The sequence below is a fragment of the Leclercia sp. UBA5076 genome (assembly GCF_002416465.1).
GTDB lineage: Bacteria > Pseudomonadota > Gammaproteobacteria > Enterobacterales > Enterobacteriaceae > Enterobacter.
Window position 1 is genome coordinate 62,075 of the sequence record NZ_DIAO01000009.1, and the last position, 17,663, is coordinate 79,737.

Below are 17,663 nucleotides of genomic sequence, written 5' to 3' on the forward strand. Positions count from 1 at the left end.
AGGCGGCCCGTTTGCTTGTTGCTAATAAGGAAAAATAAAATGACCGAAGCGATGAAGATTACGCTCTCTACTCAGCCTGCCGATGCGCGCTGGGGTGAAAAAGCCACTTACAGCATCAACAACGACGGTATTACCCTGCACCTGAACGGCAGCGACGATTTAGGCCTGATCCAGCGCGCGGCGCGTAAAATTGACGGCCTGGGCATTAAACATGTGTTACTCGACGGCGAAGGCTGGGACACCGATCGCAGCTGGGCCTTCTGGGCCGGTTATAAAGGGCCAAAAGGCAGCCGTAAAATTGAGTGGGCTAATCTGGACGAAGCCGGCAAGCGCGAGCTGGAAAGCCGTCTGACCATTATCGACTGGGTGCGCGACACCATCAACGCCCCGGCGGAAGAGCTGGGTCCGGAGCAGCTGGCGCAGCGTGCTGTCGATCTGCTGAGCAAGGTGGCGGGCGACAACGTCTCTTACCGCATCACCAAAGGCGAAGATCTGCGCGAGCAGAACTATATGGGCATCCACACCGTGGGTCGCGGCTCTGAGCGCCCGCCGGTGCTGCTGGCGCTGGACTACAACCCAACCGGCGATAAAGCGGCCCCGGTATTCGCCTGCCTGGTCGGGAAGGGCATTACCTTTGACACCGGCGGCTATAGCCTGAAGCAGAGCGCGTTCATGGACTCCATGAAGTCCGACATGGGCGGCGCGGCGACCATCACCGGTGCGCTGGCCTTTGCCATCACCCGCGGCCTGAACAAACGCGTGAAGCTCTGGCTCTGCTGCGCCGACAACATGGTCAGCGGTAACGCCTTCAAGCTCGGCGACATCATTCGCTACCGCAACGGCAAAAACGTTGAAGTGATGAACACCGACGCCGAAGGCCGTCTGGTGCTGGCGGATGGGCTGATCGATGCCTCGGCGCAAAAACCAGAGCTGATTATCGACATGGCGACCCTGACCGGGGCGGCGAAAACCGCGCTGGGCAACGACTACCATGCGCTGTTCAGCTTCGACGATAAGCTGGCAAACCGCCTGCTGGCGAGCGCCGCCGCCGAGAACGAGCCGTTCTGGCGTCTGCCGCTGGCCGAGTTCCACCGCAGCCAGCTGCCGTCGAACTTTGCCGAACTGAACAATACCGCCAGCGCGGCCTATCCGGCAGGGGCAAGCACCGCCGCCGGTTTCCTGTCGCACTTTGTCGAGAACTATCGCGAAGGCTGGCTGCACATCGACTGCTCCGCGACCTACCGTAAAGCGGCGGTTGAACAGTGGTCCGCGGGTGCGACCGGTCTGGGCGTGCGTACCATTGCGAACCTGCTGACGGCAGAGTAATTAGCTTGCCCGGCGGCGCTGCGCTTGCACGGGCCTACGGGTGTTGTAGGCCGGGTAAGCAAAGCGCCACCCGGCGTTTTTTAAAGTAGTGAAACTATGTCAGAAACCAAAAACGAATTAGAAACCCTGCTGGAGAAAGCGGCCACCGAGCCCGCCCATCGTCCGGCATTCTTCCGCGCGCTGCTGGAGTCCACCGTCTGGGTGCCCGGTACGGCGGCGGAAGGCGAGCAGGTTGTTGAGGACAGCGCCCTGGATCTGCTGCACTGGGAAAAAGACGACGGCACCTCGGTGATCCCGTTCTTCTCCTCCCTTGAGGCCTTACAACAAGCCGTTGAAGATGAGCAGGCGTTCGTGGTGATGCCGGTGCGCACCCTGTTTGAGATGACGCTGGGCGAAACCCTGTTTCTGAATGCCAAACTGCCGACCGGGAAAGAGTTCACCCCGCGTGAAATCAGCCATCTGATTGGCGAAGAGGGCAACCCGCTTAGCACCCAGGAGGTGCTGGAGGGCGGCGAGTCGCTGCTGCTGTCGGAAGTGGCCGAGCCACCGGCGCAGATGATCGACTCCCTGACCACCCTTTTCCAGACCCTCAAGCCGGTTAAGCGCGCGTTTCTCTGCTCCATCAAAGAGCAGGCTGACGAACAGCCGGTACTGCTGATTGGTATCGAGGCGGATGGCGAGATCGACGACATCATTCAGGCCGCGGGCAGCGTGGCGACCGACACCCTGCCGGGCGACGAGCCGATCGATATCTGCCGGGTAGTGGCGGGGGAGAAGGGCATCAGCCACTTTATCACCGAGCACATCACGCCGTTCTATGAGCGCCGCTGGGGTGGCTTCCTGCGCGATTTCAAAAACAACCGCATTATCTGAATCTTACGGGGTGGCACTCACCCCGTTGCTTCCAGCAGCAGTAAATCCATCAGCAGCACCAGGTTCGACTCAAACGAGGTCACCCCTGCGGCTTCGGCGGCGAAATGCACCGCTTCGTCGTACAAAGCAAAATGCAGATCCGCCATCCCCGCCAGGCTATTCGCCGACGCGCGGGTAAAAGCCACCACCGTCATCCCCACGTTTTGCGCAATGCGCGCCTTATCCAGAACCTGTTCCGTTTCCCCGCTGCGCGAGACTGCGATGAAGACCTGATAGCGCGAGGCGTTGCTGAGAAAGATATTACGGCTGTCGCCCGGGCCGGAGATAAAGGCCGTCTTGCCCAGCACCTGCAATTTTTTGGTCAGGTACTCGGCAAAAAGATAGGAAAAGCCCGCCCCGTAGAGAAAGAAGCTCTCTTTTTCCCGCAGCAGTTCGGCAAAATAGTGGCGCTTTTGCGCCGTCGCCCACTGAAAGGTCTGCTGATAGTTGGCGATAAACTGATTGAACAGCGCGGGCAACTCCGCAGGCTGACGGCTTTCGGCGGCAATGTGCGGCGTGTCGCTCAATAGCTGCTTGCAGTGCCAGATGAACTCGCTAAAGCCGCTAAACCCCAGCTTGCGGCAGAGGCGCATAATGGTGGCGGTAGAGACAAAGGTCGCCTGCGCCAGCTCCCGCACCGTGATCTGACCCACCAGCAGTGGATGCCCGGTCAGATGGGCCAGCACGCGATATTCCGCGCGGGTCAGGGTCTCCCCGCGCGATAACAATGTCGCCAGGCGGTTATCCATTACTGCGCCGGTTCAACCGGCAGATCGTCCCGGGCACCCCATTCACTCCACGCCCCGTCGTAGAGCGTCACGTCGGTTTTGCCGAGGGTAGCCAGCGCCAGGATCACCACACAGGCGGTGACGCCCGAGCCGCAGCTGGTGACGATGGGCTGATGCAGATCCACACCCTGACGGGCAAAAATCTCACGCAGCTCATCGGTGGTTTTCAGCTCGCCTTCAAACACCAGATCGCCCCAGGGCACGTTACGTGCGCCTGGGATATGGCCGCGCTTAAGGCCAGGGCGCGGCTCGTCGGCCTCGGCGTTAAAGCGCGGGGCAGGGCGGGCATCGACAATCTGTACGGTCTGTTCGTGGCTCGCCAGCAGCACGTCGGTGACGCGCTTGATCGCCCCGGCGTCGAAGGTGGCTTCAAAATCGCTGTCCGGCAGGGAAACATCGCCCTGCTGGAGCGGGAGCTCCGCCCGCTGCCAGCCCGCAAGCCCGCCCGCCAGAATCGACACTTTTTCCACGCCGAAGGTTTTCAGCATCCACCACGCCCGTGGTGCGGAGAAGAGATTCCCTTCATCATAAATCACCAGATGCTTATCGTGGCTGACGCCCAGCTCGCGCATGGCGACCGCAAACGCTTCCGGGCGCGGCATCATGTGCGGCAGGGGAGAGGTGTGATCGGAGAGGGCTTCAATATCAAAAAATACCGCCCCCGGCAGATGCCCGGCGCGGTATTCCGCGGGAACGTCACGATGCTCCTGCCCCGGCGGCGCCATGCGCGCGTCGAGGATCTGGACTTCAGGATCGTCACTGTGCTCAATCAGCCAGTCGGCTGCGACAAAATATGAGGTGGACATGGTTGCCTCCATAAATGAATCCAATAATGGATTGTCGGTGTTTTTTCTGACACCGACAAGGGAACCACGTTCAACTCGCGAGCAAGCCCTTATTTTTTCACCGCTTCTCCGTCCTGCCACGCTTTCTGCAATGCAGGCCAGTATTCACGGTTAGCTTCGATCATCTCGTCCAGAATGGCTTTGGCATGCTCCATGGTTGGCACGGTGCGGTTCAGGGTGAACGCCTGCAACGCTTTCTCGTAGCTGCCTTCGATGGTGGCCTCTACCAGCAGCTGCTCCGAGGCCAGCTGTTGTTGCAGCAGGGTCTGGTGGAACAGCGGCACCTGGCCGATGCGGATCGGCTCTGGCCCTTCGCTTGTGATATAGGCCGGCACTTCAACCATGGCGTCATACGGCAGATTAGTAATCGCCCCGCGGTTTTCTACCATCACCAGATGGCGCTGACGCAGGTTGAACGCCAGCGAGCGGGCCACATCCACGATAAACTCGCCGTGTACCCCCACGTGGAACGCATCCGGCAGGATCCCGGTCTGTTTATACTCTTCCGCAGCCGCAAACAGCTTTTTCTCGCGACCGTTCATCACTTCGTTGGCGCGGGTATAGTCCGGGTTCTGGTGCTCCACGATCTGGTTTGGCATCAGGTAGTACTGCAGATAGGGGTTCGGCAGATACTCCGGGAAGTTATCCATGATCGGCTTGATGTTGCGCCAGGTTTTCACCCAGGATGGATCGGAGTGCTGCGGGTCGGTTTTAGCCGCATCTTCCGTCAGCAGGCCAAATCTGGCGACATGGCGGCGCAGCTCCGGCAGTTTGTCCTCGCCATCCACCAGCACGCGGGTAAACCAGCCGAAGTGGTTCAGACCGAAGTAATCCACCTCCAGCTTGTGACGATCCACGCCCAGAATGGCCCCCATATTGCGCATCGCCGCGACCGGCATATCGCAGATGTTCAGCACCCGGGCGTCAGGTCGCAGGCGGCGCACACCCTCTGCGACGATGGCCGCCGGGTTGGAGTAGTTAACGATCCACGCTTTTTCATGCGCATAGCGCTCGACCATGTCGATCAGTTCAACCATCGGCAGGATCGTGCGTAAGCCATACGCCAGCCCGCCCGGGCCGCAGGTCTCCTGGCCAACCACGCCGTGACGCAGCGGGATCTTCTCATCCTGCTCGCGCATTTTGTACTGACCCACGCGCATCTGGGCGAAGATGAAATGGGCACCGCTGAAGGCCACTTCCGGGTCGCTGGTGACGGTGAATTTGATGCTCTGACTGTGATCGCGAATCACCTTCTCCACCACCGGCGCGATGGTATCCTGCCGCGCGGCGTCGATGTCGTAGAGGCGAATTTCCGCCAGCGGGAATTTGTCCAGCTGCACCATCAGGCTTTTCACAATTCCTGGCGTATAGGTGCTGCCACCACCGGCGATAGAGAGAATGAATGGGGGTGTAATCATGTTTATCTCCTTCAGAGAACCGTCTCGACCGCTTCTCGCATTTTTTTGACATGCAGCCCGTAGACCACCTGAACGTTGTTACCTTGTTTGATAATGCCTTTCGCGCCCGTCGCCTTGAGCCGCGGCTCGTCGATGACGGCGACATCTTTCACCGTGACGCGCAGGCGGGTGTAGCAGTTGTCCACTACCTCGATGTTTTCACGTCCGCCGAGGCCGACCACAATCGCCTCGCCCAGGCCATTATTGCTGCCCTTCGCCTGATACTCCTGCTTGCTGTACAGACGGGTCTCCTGATCTTCCTCCTCGCGTCCCGGCGTTTTCATGCGGAAATGCAGGATCAGGAAGCGGAAGACAACGAAGTAGACGGTGAACATGATCAGCCCGACCACGATGTACATCGGCCAGTTAGACTTCTCCGTGCCCAGCGGCAGGTTATAGAGAATAAAATCGATGATGCCATTGGCGCCGATGGCGTGAACGCCGAACAGGGAGAAGAGCATCATGCCAATCCCGGTCAGCACCGCATGCACCACAAACAGCAGCGGGGCGACAAACAGGAAGGAGAACTCAATGGGTTCGGTCACGCCCACCAGCAACGAGGTGAGCGCCGCCGGGATCAGAATCGCTTTCGCCGCGGCTTTACGCTCCGGTTTCGCGGTGACATACATCGCCAGCGCGGCGGCAGGCAGGCCAAACATCTTGCTGATACCGCGAGCATCCCAGACCACGGTGCTGCTGAGCTGCTTCACATCCGGGCAGGCCATCTCGGCGAAGTAGATATTACGCGCGCCCTGGTAGGTAGCGCCGCAGACCTCCTGGGTACCGCCCAGTTCGGTATAGAGGAAGGGGGTATAAACCAGATGGTGCAGGCCGGTCGGCACCAGGATGCGCTCAAGGAAGCCGTAAATCGCCACCCCAAACGGTCCGGAACCTTTTATTGCTAAGGCCATCGTGCTGATCCCGTGCTGGGCAAACGGCCACAGCTCGCTCATCACCACCCCCAGCAGCATTGAGACCGGCAGCATAATAATGGCGACAAAGCAGTGGCCGGAGTAGATTGCCATGGCGCCGTTAAACTGCACCCCGGAGTATTTGTTATACAGGTAGCCCGACAGCGCCCCGGTGAGGATCCCGGCGAACACGCCCATCTCCAGCACCTGTACCCCCAGCACCATGCTCTGTCCGGCGGCTTTCATCTGCTCCGCAGGGGCCAGCGCGCCCTGCAGTTGCAGCGTGACGTTCATGGCGTTGATAAACACCACAAAGGTCATCAGACCAATCAGCGCCGCGTAACCTTTGTCACGTGTTGCCAGACCAATGGGAATCCCCACGGCGAACACCAGCGCGAGGTTAACCAGCACCGAGACGGCGGATTTGGCGATCAGCTGGCCAATACTCTGGATCAGTGGATGGCCGAGGAATGGCAGATAGCCGGCAAGACCACCGTTACCCAGCACGTTTCCAAAGGCAATAAACAGACCGACAATCGGCAGGATAAGTACCGGTCCGTATAATGATTTTCCGAAATTTTGTAGGGCGTTCACGGCTCGTTTCATCATGTTCTCTCTTATTGAACCGCGCACTCAAGGTGCGTCTGAGAGTAAAACTAGCAGTGGGAACGCCGGTTTATCCATATATCTTCTTGTTTTAAAAACAAATGACGTTAAAGGTTACATGTAACCTTATGCGCTGTGATCGCCGTAGCAGCGGAATTTTTAATGCTGATAATTATTTTGCGAGGTGCTGTCCGTAATTGGATTGAGTGCTTTTGTATTAATGAAACTTGCGGATAATACTTACCCCGACGACGACCAACAGGCCCGAGAGGCCAGGGATAAAGGATGAAACCGTTTCGCTTCGCCGCACTTTCATTAGCGCTGCTCACTTCACTGGCGCTTATCGGCTGTGACAACAGTGACGATAAGCCCAAACCCCAGGCGCCCGCTGCGGCGGCTGCATCCACCACACAACCGACTGTCCCGGCGAAGCCTGACGGCGCCACGCTGGAAAAACTGGCAGCGCAGAGCCAGGGCAAGGCGCTGACCCTGCTGGATGCTTCAGAGCTCCAGCTCGACGGCGCGGCAGCCCTGGTGCTGACCTTCTCGGTTCCCCTCGATCCCGCCCAGGATTTCGCCCGCACCGTGCACGTGGTGGACAAAAAAAGCGGCAAGGTTGATGGGGCATGGGAGCTGGCGCCTAACCTGAAGGAGCTGCGCCTGCGCCATCTGGAGCCAAACCGGAATCTGGTGGTCACCGTCGAGGGCGCGCTGCTTGGGCTGAATAAAGCCACGCTGGGCAGCGATATCGAAAAAACCATCACCACCCGCGATATTGAGCCGACCGTGGGCTTCGCCAGCCGCGGCTCGCTGCTGCCGGGCAAGGTGGTAGAAGGGTTGCCGGTAATGGCGCTGAACGTAAACAACGTCGATGTGAATTTCTACCGGGTCAAACCCGAGTCCCTGGCCGCGTTCGTCAGCCAGTGGGAGTACCGCAGTTCGCTTACCAACTGGGAATCTGACAACCTGCTGAAGATGGCCGATCTGGTCTATACCGGCCGCTTCGACCTTAACCCGGCGCGCAATACCCGCGAGAAACTGCTGCTGCCGCTGGCGGAGATCAAGCCGCTACAGCAGGCGGGGGTCTACATCGCGGTGATGAATCAGGCCGGGCACTATAACTACAGCAACGCCGCCACGCTCTTTACCCTCAGCGATATTGGTCTCTCCGCCCACCGCTACCATAACCGACTGGATATCTTTACCCAGAGCCTGGAGAACGGCGCGGCGCAGTCGGGCATTGAGGTGCTGCTGCTTAACGATAAAGGGCAAACGCTGGCCCAGGCGTCGAGCGATGCCGACGGTCACGCGACGTTGCAAACAGATAAAGCGGCCGCGCTGCTTCTCGCCCGTAAAGATGGGCAGACCACGCTTTTGGATCTCACCCTTCCGGCGCTGGATCTGGCGGAGTTTGCCATCTCCGGCGCGCCAGGCCTGAACAAGCAGTTCTTTATGTTTGGTCCGCGCGATCTCTATCGCCCGGGCGAAACGTTGATCCTCAACGGCCTGCTGCGCGACAGCGACGGCAAACCGCTGCCCGACCAGCCGGTGAAGCTGGAGGTATTACGCCCGGACGGCCAGGTGGCACGTACCGTGGTCAGCCAGCCGGAAAACGGTCTCTATCGCTTTAACTATCCCCTTGATAGCGGGGCGCAGACCGGCATGTGGCATGTGCGCGCCAGTACCGGCGATAACCAGCAGCGGATGTGGGATTTCCACGTCGAAGATTTTATGCCAGAGCGCATGGCGCTGAATCTTACCGGGCAAAAAGCGCCGGTTGCGCCGCAGGATGATGTCGCGTTCGACGTGACGGGGTATTACCTGTACGGCGCTCCCGCCAACGGCAACAGCCTGCAAGGACAGCTCTTTTTACGCCCGCTGCGTGACGCCGTGGCCGCACTGCCGGGCTTCCAGTTTGGCGATATCGCCGAAGAGAACCTGAGCCGCAGCCTCGACGAAGTGCAGCTGACCCTGGACGAACAAGGGCAGGGTCAGGTGACCAGCGAAAGCCAGTGGAAAGAGACGCACTCCCCGCTGCAGGTTATTTTGCAGGCCAGCCTGCTGGAGTCCGGCGGACGTCCGGTGACCCGCCGGGCGGAACAGGCCGTCTGGCCAGCGGCCACCCTGCCGGGCATCCGTCCGCAGTTCGCCAGCAAAGCGGTCTATGACTACCGCACCGATACCACCGTCAACCAGCCGATTGTGGAGGAGAACAGCCAGGCCGGATTCGATATTGTCTACGCTGATGCCAGCGGGGCGAAAAAAGCCGTTTCTGGTCTGCAGGTTCGCCTGATCCGCGAACGTCGGGACTACGCCTGGACCTGGTCGGAAAGTGACGGCTGGCAGTCGCAGTTTGATCAAAAAGATCTGATCGAAGGCGAGCAGGCGCTGGATCTGGCCGCGGGCGAAACGGGGAAAGTGAGCTTCCCGGTGGAGTGGGGCTCCTACCGTCTGGAGGTGAAAGCCCCGGATGAGGCGGTGAGCAGCGTGCGCTTCTGGGCGGGCTACAGCTGGCAGGATAACAGCGACGGCTCCGGCGCGGCCCGGCCAGATCGCGTCACCCTGAAGCTGGACAAACCGGCCTATCAGCCAGGGGATACCATCAAGCTGCACATTGCCGCCCCGGCGGCAGGTAAAGGCTACGCGATGATCGAATCCAGCGAAGGGCCGCTGTGGTGGAAAGAGATCGACGTCCCGGCTGAAGGGCTGGATATGACGATCCCGGTAGATAAAGCCTGGAAACGTCACGATCTTTACCTCTCCACGCTGGTGGTTCGCCCCGGCGATAAATCCAAATCGGCCACGCCAAAACGAGCTGTGGGCTTACTGCATCTGCCGATGGGCGATGAGAACCGTCGCCTGAGCATCGCCCTGGAAAATCCGCCCAAAATGCGTCCTGACCAGATGCTGACGGTGAAAGTGAAAGCCAGCGTGAAAGAGGGGACGACCCCGCAGAAAATTAACGTGCTGGTTTCGGCGGTGGACAGCGGCGTACTCAACATTACCGATTACGTCACCCCGGATCCGTGGCAGGCGTTCTTTGGCCAGAAGCGCTATGGCGCGGACATCTACGACATCTACGGCCAGGTGATTGAAGGCCAGGGGCGTCTGGCGTCGCTGCGCTTTGGCGGCGACGGCGATGAGCTCAAGCGCGGCGGCAAACCGCCGGTTAACCACGTCACCATTATCGCCCAGCAGGCGCAGCCGGTAGAGCTGGACGCCAACGGGGAGGGCACCGTCTCGTTACCCATTGGCGACTTTAACGGCGAGCTGCGTCTGATGGCCCAGGCGTGGACCGATGATGATTTTGGCAGTAGCGAGAGCAAAATCATCGTTGCCGCACCGGTGATCACCGAGCTAAACACACCGCGCTTCCTGGCCAGCGGCGATAGCGCCAGGCTGACGCTGGATCTGACTAACCTCACCGATCGTCCGCAGACCCTGAACGTCGCCCTGACCGCTGGCGGTAATCTGGCGCTGGAAGGGGCCCAGCCGCAGCCGGTTACACTGGCCGCGGGCGAACGCTCGACGCTGTTTATTCCTGTGCGGGCGCTGGAGGGTTACGGCGAGGGCGAAATCGTCGCGCAGGTAAACGGCTTGACGCTGCCCGGCGAAACCTTTGCCCCGCAGCAGAAGAGCTGGAAAATCGGCGTGCGCCCGGCATTCCCGGCGCAGACGGTGAACACCGGCACGATGCTCAATCCGGGCGAAAGCTGGCATGCGCCGGAACAGCACCTGGCGAATTTCTCGCCGGTGACCTTACAGGGGCAGCTTCTGCTCAGCGGCAAGCCGCCGCTCAACCTGGCCCGCTACATTCGTGAGCTGCAGGCCTATCCGTATGGCTGTCTGGAACAGACCACCAGCGGTCTCTTCCCGTCTCTGTATACCAATGCCGCCCAGCTGAGCGCGTTAGGGATTAAGGGTGACAGCGACGAAAAACGTCGCGCGGCTATTGAGATCGGTATCTCCCGCCTGCTGCAGATGCAGCGTGACAACGGTGGCTTTGCCCTGTGGGATAAAAACGGTGAGGAAGAGTACTGGCTCACCGCCTACGTCACTGATTTCCTGGTGCGGGCGGGCGAGCAGGGTTACAGCGTCCCGGCTGAGGCCATTACCAACGCCAACAACCGCCTGCTGCGCTATCTGCAGGACCCGGGCATGATGGCTGTCCGCTACAGCGAGAACACCACCGCCAGCAAATTTGCCATCCAGGCCTATGCCGCGCTGGTGCTGGCTCGTCAGCAAAAAGCGCCGCTGGGGGCGCTGCGTGAAATCTGGGATCGTCATGGTCAGGCCAAATCGGGCCTGCCGCTGATGCAGCTTGGCCTGGCGCTGAAGCTGATGGGGGATGCGCCGCGCAGCCAGCAGGCGCTCGATCTGGCAATCAAAACGCCGCGCAGCGAAACGCAAAGCTGGCTGGCCGATTACGGCAGCCCGCTTCGCGATAACGCGATGATGCTCAGCCTGCTGGAAGAGTATAAACTGCTGCCGAACGCTCAGAATACGCTGCTGAATGTGCTTTCTGAGCAGGCGTACAGCCAGCGCTGGCTCTCAACGCAGGAGAGTAACGCTCTGTTCCTGGCGGGGCGTTCCGTACAGAAACTCACCGGAGAGTGGCAGGCCACCACGTCGTTTAAAGAAGGCAATATGCGGGGAGACAAACCGCAGGTGCAAAATCTTAATGCCGATCAACTGGCCGCCCTGCAGGTGACCAATACCGGCACTGCACCGCTGTGGGTGCGTCTGGACAGCAGCGGCTACCCACAATACGCGCCGCAGCCCGCCTCGAACGTGCTGAAAATTGAACGGCAGATTCTGGCCACCGATGGCAGCAGCAAGTCGCTCTCCTCCCTGAAAAGCGGGGAACTGGTGCTGGTCTGGCTGACCGTGCGCGCCAGCAAGAACGTGCCGGATGCGCTGGTGGTGGATCTGCTGCCTGCGGGGCTGGAGCTGGAAAACCAGAACCTCGCCAGCAGCAGCGCCAGCCTGCAGGAGAGCGGCAGCGAGGTACAAAACCTGCTCAACCAAATGCAGCAGGCCGACATTCAGCATATGGAGTTCCGTGACGATCGCTTTGTCGCCGCCGTGTCGGTGAAAAATTATGAGACAGTGACGCTGGTCTATCTGGCCCGTGCCGTCACCCCGGGAACCTACACGGTGCCGGTACCGATGGTGGAATCCATGTACGTACCGCAGTGGCGGGCAACGGGTGCGGCCAGCGGCCCGCTAACTGTCGTTCCGTAACGTGCAGCGCCGCTCTCTGTTACGCTCCCGCTGGCTGTGGCTGGCGGGAGCGCTTCTTCTGCTATGGGGCGCTGTCGTGGCTGCCGATCGCCTGTGGCCGCTGCCGTTACACGAGGTCAACCCTGCCCGCGTGGTGGTGGATGAAAAGGGCATTCCATTGTGGCGATTTGCCGATCGCGACGGGATCTGGCGCTATCCGGTCACCATCGAAGAGGTTTCACCCCGCTATCTTGAGGCGCTGATCCAGTATGAAGATCGCTGGTTCTGGGATCATCCCGGCGTTAACCCATTCTCTGTTCTGCGCGCCGCCTGGCAGGATCTGCTGGCCGGAAAGGTGATCTCGGGCGGCAGCACGCTGACGATGCAGGTGGCGCGACTGCTGGATCCGCATTCCCGTACGCTGGGGGGCAAAGTGCGCCAGCTCTGGCGGGCGCTCCAGCTGGAGTGGCACCTCTCCAAAGCTGAGATCCTGACGCTCTATCTGAACCGCGCCCCGTTTGGCGGCACGCTACAGGGGGTGGGGGCCGCCAGCTGGGCCTATCTGGGAAAATCCCCTGCGCAACTGAGCTACTCCGAAGCCGCCCTGCTTGCCGTTCTGCCCCAGGCGCCGAGCCGTTTGCGACCGGATCGCTGGCCGCAGCGGGCAGAGGCGGCGCGTAACAAAGTGCTCAACCGGATGGCATCCCAGGGCGTCTGGTCCGCCCGCCAGGTCAAAGAGTCGCAGGAAGAGCCCGTCTGGCTGGCGCCACGCCAGATGCCGCAGCTGGCGCCGCTGTTCTCGCGCATGATGCTGGGCAAAAGCCGCGACAGCAAAGTGGTGACGACGCTGGATGCCACGCTGCAGCGTCAGCTGGAGGAGCTGGCCCTGAACTGGAAATCCCGCCTGCCGCCCCGCAGCTCGCTGGCGATGATCGTCCTGGATCATACCGATATGAAGGTGCGCGGCTGGGTGGGATCGGTCGATATCAACGACGACAGCCGCTTCAGCCATGTGGATATGATCAGCGCGATCCGATCCCCGGGATCGGTGCTGAAGCCCTTTATCTATGGCCTGGCGATGGATGAGGGGCTGATCCATCCCGCCTCGCTGCTGCAGGATGTGCCGCGACGCACCGGCGATTACCGTCCGGGTAACTTTGACAGCGGCTTTCACGGTCCAGTGAGCATGAGCGAAGCGCTGGTGCGATCCCTGAACCTGCCCGCCGTCCAGGTGCTGGAGGCCTACGGGCCGAAGAAGTTTGCCGGAATGCTGCGTAACGCTGGTTTACCGCTTCTCCTGCCTGCGGGGGCTCAGCCGAATCTGTCCCTGATTCTCGGGGGCGCCGGGGCGCGTCTGGCGGATATCGCCGCGGCATACAGCGCGTTTGCCCGTCAGGGTCGGGCAGGGAAGCTGCGCCTGAAACCCGACGACCCGCTGCTGGAACGGCCTCTACTCTCGCCTGGGTCCGCGTGGATCATCCGACGCATTCTTGCCAGTGAGGCGCAGCCGTTACCCGACAGCGCGCTTGCTCAGGTAGTGCCCCTGGCAATAAAAACCGGCACCAGCTATGGCTATCGTGATGCGTGGGCGATTGGGCTGAATGCGCGCTACGTCATCGGGGTCTGGACCGGCAGGCCGGACGGCACCCCGGTGGCCGGCCAGTTTGGTTTTGCCAGCGCCGTGCCGGTGTTAAATCAGGTTAATAACCTGCTGCAGTCGCGATCGGCGCTGGATGAGGCGCGTCTGCCGCGCGATCCGCGCCCGGCCTCCGTTAGCCGCGGGGTGATTTGCTGGCCGGGCGGGCAGTCGCTGCCAGACGGGGACAGCAACTGCCGCCGTCGACTCGCGACGTGGCTGCTCGAAGGGAGCCAACCGCCGACGCTGTTACTGCCGGAGCAGGAGGGCATCCGCGGCATTCATTTTCCGATCTGGCTGGATAACAGCGGTAAGCGGGTGGCGGCAGACTGCCCGCAGGCGCAGGAAAAAAGCGTCGACGTCTGGCCGCTGCCGCTGGAGCCGTGGCTGCCCCAGGCAGAGCGACGGTCTGCCCGCATCCCGCCCGCGTCTGCAACCTGTCCGCCGCTCGGTCAGACCTTCCCGGCGCCGCTGCTGCTCTCCGGCATTCGTCAGGGGGCAGTGATTAAGCGTTTGCCGGGGGAGTCGCGCGTCTCGCTGCCTCTGCTGGTCAGCGGCAGCGAGGGACCGCGCTGGTGGTTTCTTAATGGCGAACCGCTGAATGTCCAGGGGCGAATGTATACGTTGCAGCTTGTAAATGCAGGAGATTATCAGCTACTGGTAATGGATGAGGCGGGGCAGGTGGCGACTGTGGATTTCACGCTGCAATAGATAAAAGGTGTTTTGACGAGGATCTGTTGTTAAAACTCGTCTTATTTTAAAAAAATGTTACATGCATCCATAGGCAATGGCGCCAATGCTCATTATAATCCGCGCCATATATTTCGCATGAATGCAAAACAACAGAACAAATCACAGAGGTAATCATGGCTATTGAACGTACTTTTTCCATCATCAAACCAAACGCGGTGGCAAAAAACGTTATTGGCAGCATCTTTGCGCGCTTTGAAGCGGCAGGGTTCAAAATTGTTGGTACCAAAATGCTGCATCTGACCGTTGAGCAGGCTCGCGGTTTCTATGCTGAGCACGAAGGTCGCCCATTCTTCGACGGCCTGGTTGAGTTCATGACCTCTGGCCCAATCGTGGTTTCCGTCCTGGAAGGCGAAAATGCCGTTCAGCGTCACCGCGATCTGCTGGGTGCCACTAACCCGGACAACGCGCTGGCAGGTACACTGCGTGCAGACTACGCTGACAGCTTCACCGAGAACGGCACCCACGGTTCCGACTCCGTAGAATCTGCTAAACGCGAAATCGCCTACTTCTTCGCGGAAGGCGAAGTGTGTCCACGTACCCGTTAATATAACGGTTTCGTTTACACATTATTTTCGTAAATGCCGCGTGCAAACGTGGCATCCCTGCACCAGACTTTGTACAATGTAACGCCCCGGATGAGCCGATCGCTTTCCGGGGCGTTTCTTTTCAACCCTCCACGGGCCATAACGTGTAACAACGAGGCCGGAATATATTATGTCTGAATTAGTTAACACCTCCGAAGTCGCCATTCCTGCGGTTCCGAATAAAAATGGAAAAATCAACCTGCTGGATTTGAACCGTCAGCAGATGCGCGAGTTCTTCAAAGAGATGGGCGAAAAGCCGTTTCGTGCCGACCAGGTCATGAAATGGATGTACCACTATTGCAGCGACAACTTTGATGAGATGACCGACATCAACAAAGTGCTGCGCAACAAGCTGAAAGAAGTGGCCGAAATCCGCGCGCCGGAAGTGGTGGAAGAGCAGCGTTCCGCTGACGGCACCATCAAATGGGCGATTGCGGTTGGCGATCAGCGTGTTGAAACGGTTTATATCCCGGAAGACGATCGCGCTACCCTCTGCGTCTCCTCCCAGGTGGGTTGTGCGCTGGAGTGTAAATTCTGCTCCACGGCGCAGCAGGGCTTTAACCGTAACCTGCGCGTGTCAGAGATCATCGGCCAGGTGTGGCGTGCGGCGAAAATCGTCGGTGCGGCAAAAATCACCGGCACCCGTCCAATCACCAACGTGGTGATGATGGGGATGGGCGAGCCGCTGCTGAACCTGACCAACGTGGTTCCGGCGATGGAAATCATGCTCGACGACTTCGGTTTTGGCCTCTCCAAACGTCGCGTCACACTCTCTACCTCAGGCGTTGTTCCCGCGCTGGATAAGCTCGGCGATATGATTGACGTGGCGCTGGCGATTTCGCTGCATGCGCCAAACGATACCATCCGCGATGAGATCGTGCCCATCAACAAGAAGTACAACATTGAGACCTTCCTGAACTCGGTTCGTGGCTACATTTCGAAGTCCAACGCCAACCAGGGTCGCGTCACCATTGAGTACGTCATGCTGGATCACGTCAACGACGGTACCGAACACGCCCACGAGCTGGCGGCACTGTTGAAAGACACGCCGTGCAAGATCAACCTGATCCCATGGAACCCGTTCCCGGGCGCGCCGTATGGCCGTAGCTCAAACAGCCGTATCGACCGTTTCTCCAAGGTTCTGATGGAGTATGGTTTTACCACTATCGTGCGTAAAACCCGTGGTGATGATATTGATGCCGCCTGTGGTCAGCTGGCCGGTGATGTTATCGACCGCACCAAGCGTACACTGCGTAAACGCATGCAGGGCGACGCCATCGCGATCAAGTCCGTGTAATTATTATGCCGTCACGGCGCGTCTATTGCGCCGTGGCGGCTACGGATGCGAATAAACAGTCATTGCGCCGGCATATGGGTAATAATTACGGTGCGTTTTATATGACTTTGAGGCAGTATGTAACGATGCAACAACAGTTTAGCCTCACTGCCAGACCGCCTCTGTCAACGATAACCTGACAGCATTGGGCGGGGTTACTAAGGTTAACTGACCAGAAGTTTCGCGGTGCAGGTGGCATTGTGACTCACCGGCGCCAGGATACTCACTTTTCACGTACCAGTAGTTGTAGCGAATGAATACTGAAGCCACTCACGACCAAAATGCAGCACTTTCCACTGGCGTACGTCTTCGTAACGCCCGTGAACAACTTGGACTAAGCCAGCAAGTCGTTGCGGAGCGCTTATGTCTGAAGGTTTCCACGGTCCGCGATATTGAAGAAGATAAGGCTCCTGCCGATCTTGCTTCAACGTTTCTGCGTGGTTATATCCGCTCCTATGCGAAACTGGTTCATATCCCTGAAAACGAACTGCTGCCAATGATGGAAAAACAGGCACCGGTCAGAGCGGCGAAAGTCGCGCCGATGCAGAGTTTTTCGCTGGGCAAACGCCGTAAAAAACGTGATGGCTGGCTGATGAGTTTCACCTGGCTGGTGCTGTTTGTGGTCATCGGCCTGACGGGCGCGTGGTGGTGGCAGAACCATAAAGCGCAGCAGGAAGAGATCACCACCATGGCCGATCAAACTTCCGCCGAGCTCAATAACTCAGCGGGCGATGGTGCCCAGAGCATCCCGCTGAATACCGACGCCTCTGCAAGCGCCAGCGATTCACAGACGCCAGCAACCGGCACTCAGGATATGGCAACGGCGCAAACTGCTGCGCCAGCCGCGGATCAGACGGCGCTGGCACCGGCAGACAATGCGGTGGTGTCGCCTTCTCAGGCTAACGTCGAGACTGCACCTGCAACCGCACCTGCAGCGACGGCGGATGCCACTCAGACCTTACCTGCCGATCCGGCAGGCGTGTCGGCAGCACCTGTTGACCCGAACGCGCTGGTGATGAACTTCACCGCCGACTGCTGGCTGGAAGTGACCGATGCGACGGGCAAAAAGCTGTTCAGCGGTCTGCAGCGTAAAGACGGTAATTTAAACCTGACAGGCCAGGCGCCGTACAAACTCAAGATTGGTGCTCCGGCTGCGGTCCAGATCCAGTTCCAGGGTAAACCTGTCGATCTGAGCCGTTTTATCAGAACTAACCAGGTTGCGCGTCTGACCGTAAATGCCGAACAATCAGCAGCACAGTAAGTAACGGACAGGCAACGCGGGAGAT

The 17,663-nt window shown here is 59.6% G+C and carries 11 protein-coding genes; 7 read left to right on the top strand and 4 right to left on the bottom strand.

Annotation, left to right across the window (positions count from 1 at the left end; genetic code table 11):
- Positions 1 to 39 precede the first annotated feature (39 nt).
- Entirely contained in the window at positions 40 to 1,326 is a 1,287-nt protein-coding gene (gene pepB / locus B3X29_RS09530; protein ID WP_103180719.1) for an aminopeptidase PepB, read from the top strand.
- Between the two features lie 96 nt (positions 1,327 to 1,422).
- Positions 1,423 to 2,199 carry an enhanced serine sensitivity protein SseB gene (gene sseB / locus B3X29_RS09535; protein WP_103180718.1) on the top strand — a complete coding sequence of 259 codons (777 nt, stop codon included), beginning with the start codon at positions 1,423 to 1,425 and terminating at the stop codon, positions 2,197 to 2,199.
- 17 nt (positions 2,200 to 2,216) lie between these two features.
- Here the strand turns inward: sseB and B3X29_RS09540 are convergent, their stop codons facing one another.
- The 4 genes from B3X29_RS09540 to B3X29_RS09555 form a co-directional block, all read right to left on the bottom strand.
- Positions 2,217 to 2,987, bottom strand: a complete 771-nt coding sequence (locus tag B3X29_RS09540; protein ID WP_156239569.1) for a MurR/RpiR family transcriptional regulator — start codon at positions 2,985 to 2,987, stop codon at positions 2,217 to 2,219.
- A complete protein-coding gene (gene sseA / locus B3X29_RS09545) occupies positions 2,987 to 3,832 on the bottom strand; it encodes a 3-mercaptopyruvate sulfurtransferase (protein WP_156655031.1) in 846 nt (281 codons plus the stop codon). Before sseA ends, B3X29_RS09540 begins: the two co-directional genes overlap by 1 nt.
- A gap of 89 nt (positions 3,833 to 3,921) precedes the next feature.
- Positions 3,922 to 5,289, bottom strand: a complete 1,368-nt coding sequence (locus B3X29_RS09550; RefSeq protein ID WP_290527484.1) for a 6-phospho-alpha-glucosidase — start codon at positions 5,287 to 5,289, stop codon at positions 3,922 to 3,924.
- Between the two features lie 11 nt (positions 5,290 to 5,300).
- Entirely contained in the window at positions 5,301 to 6,845 is a 1,545-nt protein-coding gene (locus B3X29_RS09555; protein WP_159340076.1) for a PTS transporter subunit EIIC, read from the bottom strand.
- 285 nt (positions 6,846 to 7,130) lie between these two features.
- On the opposite strand from B3X29_RS09555, the gene B3X29_RS09560 reads away from it, so the two are divergent.
- From B3X29_RS09560 to rodZ, 5 genes are all read left to right on the top strand, one after another.
- Entirely contained in the window at positions 7,131 to 12,089 is a 4,959-nt protein-coding gene (locus B3X29_RS09560; RefSeq protein WP_159340033.1) for an alpha-2-macroglobulin family protein, read from the top strand.
- Between the two features lies 1 nt (position 12,090).
- Positions 12,091 to 14,415 (top strand): peptidoglycan glycosyltransferase PbpC, encoded by a 2,325-nt coding sequence (gene pbpC, locus B3X29_RS09565; RefSeq protein WP_159340034.1) that lies wholly within the window; start codon positions 12,091 to 12,093, stop codon positions 14,413 to 14,415.
- A 155-nt stretch (positions 14,416 to 14,570) separates the two neighbouring features.
- The gene (gene ndk, locus B3X29_RS09570; protein ID WP_039029721.1) at positions 14,571 to 15,002 is read left to right on the top strand and encodes a nucleoside-diphosphate kinase; all 432 of its coding nucleotides are present in this window, start codon (positions 14,571 to 14,573) and stop codon (positions 15,000 to 15,002) included.
- Positions 15,003 to 15,171: 169 nt separating this feature from the next.
- The gene (locus B3X29_RS09575) at positions 15,172 to 16,338 is read left to right on the top strand and encodes a bifunctional tRNA (adenosine(37)-C2)-methyltransferase TrmG/ribosomal RNA large subunit methyltransferase RlmN (protein ID WP_103180711.1); all 1,167 of its coding nucleotides are present in this window, start codon (positions 15,172 to 15,174) and stop codon (positions 16,336 to 16,338) included.
- A 292-nt stretch (positions 16,339 to 16,630) separates the two neighbouring features.
- Positions 16,631 to 17,638, top strand: a complete 1,008-nt coding sequence (gene rodZ, locus B3X29_RS09580; protein ID WP_159340035.1) for a cytoskeleton protein RodZ — start codon at positions 16,631 to 16,633, stop codon at positions 17,636 to 17,638.
- Positions 17,639 to 17,663 lie beyond the last annotated feature (25 nt).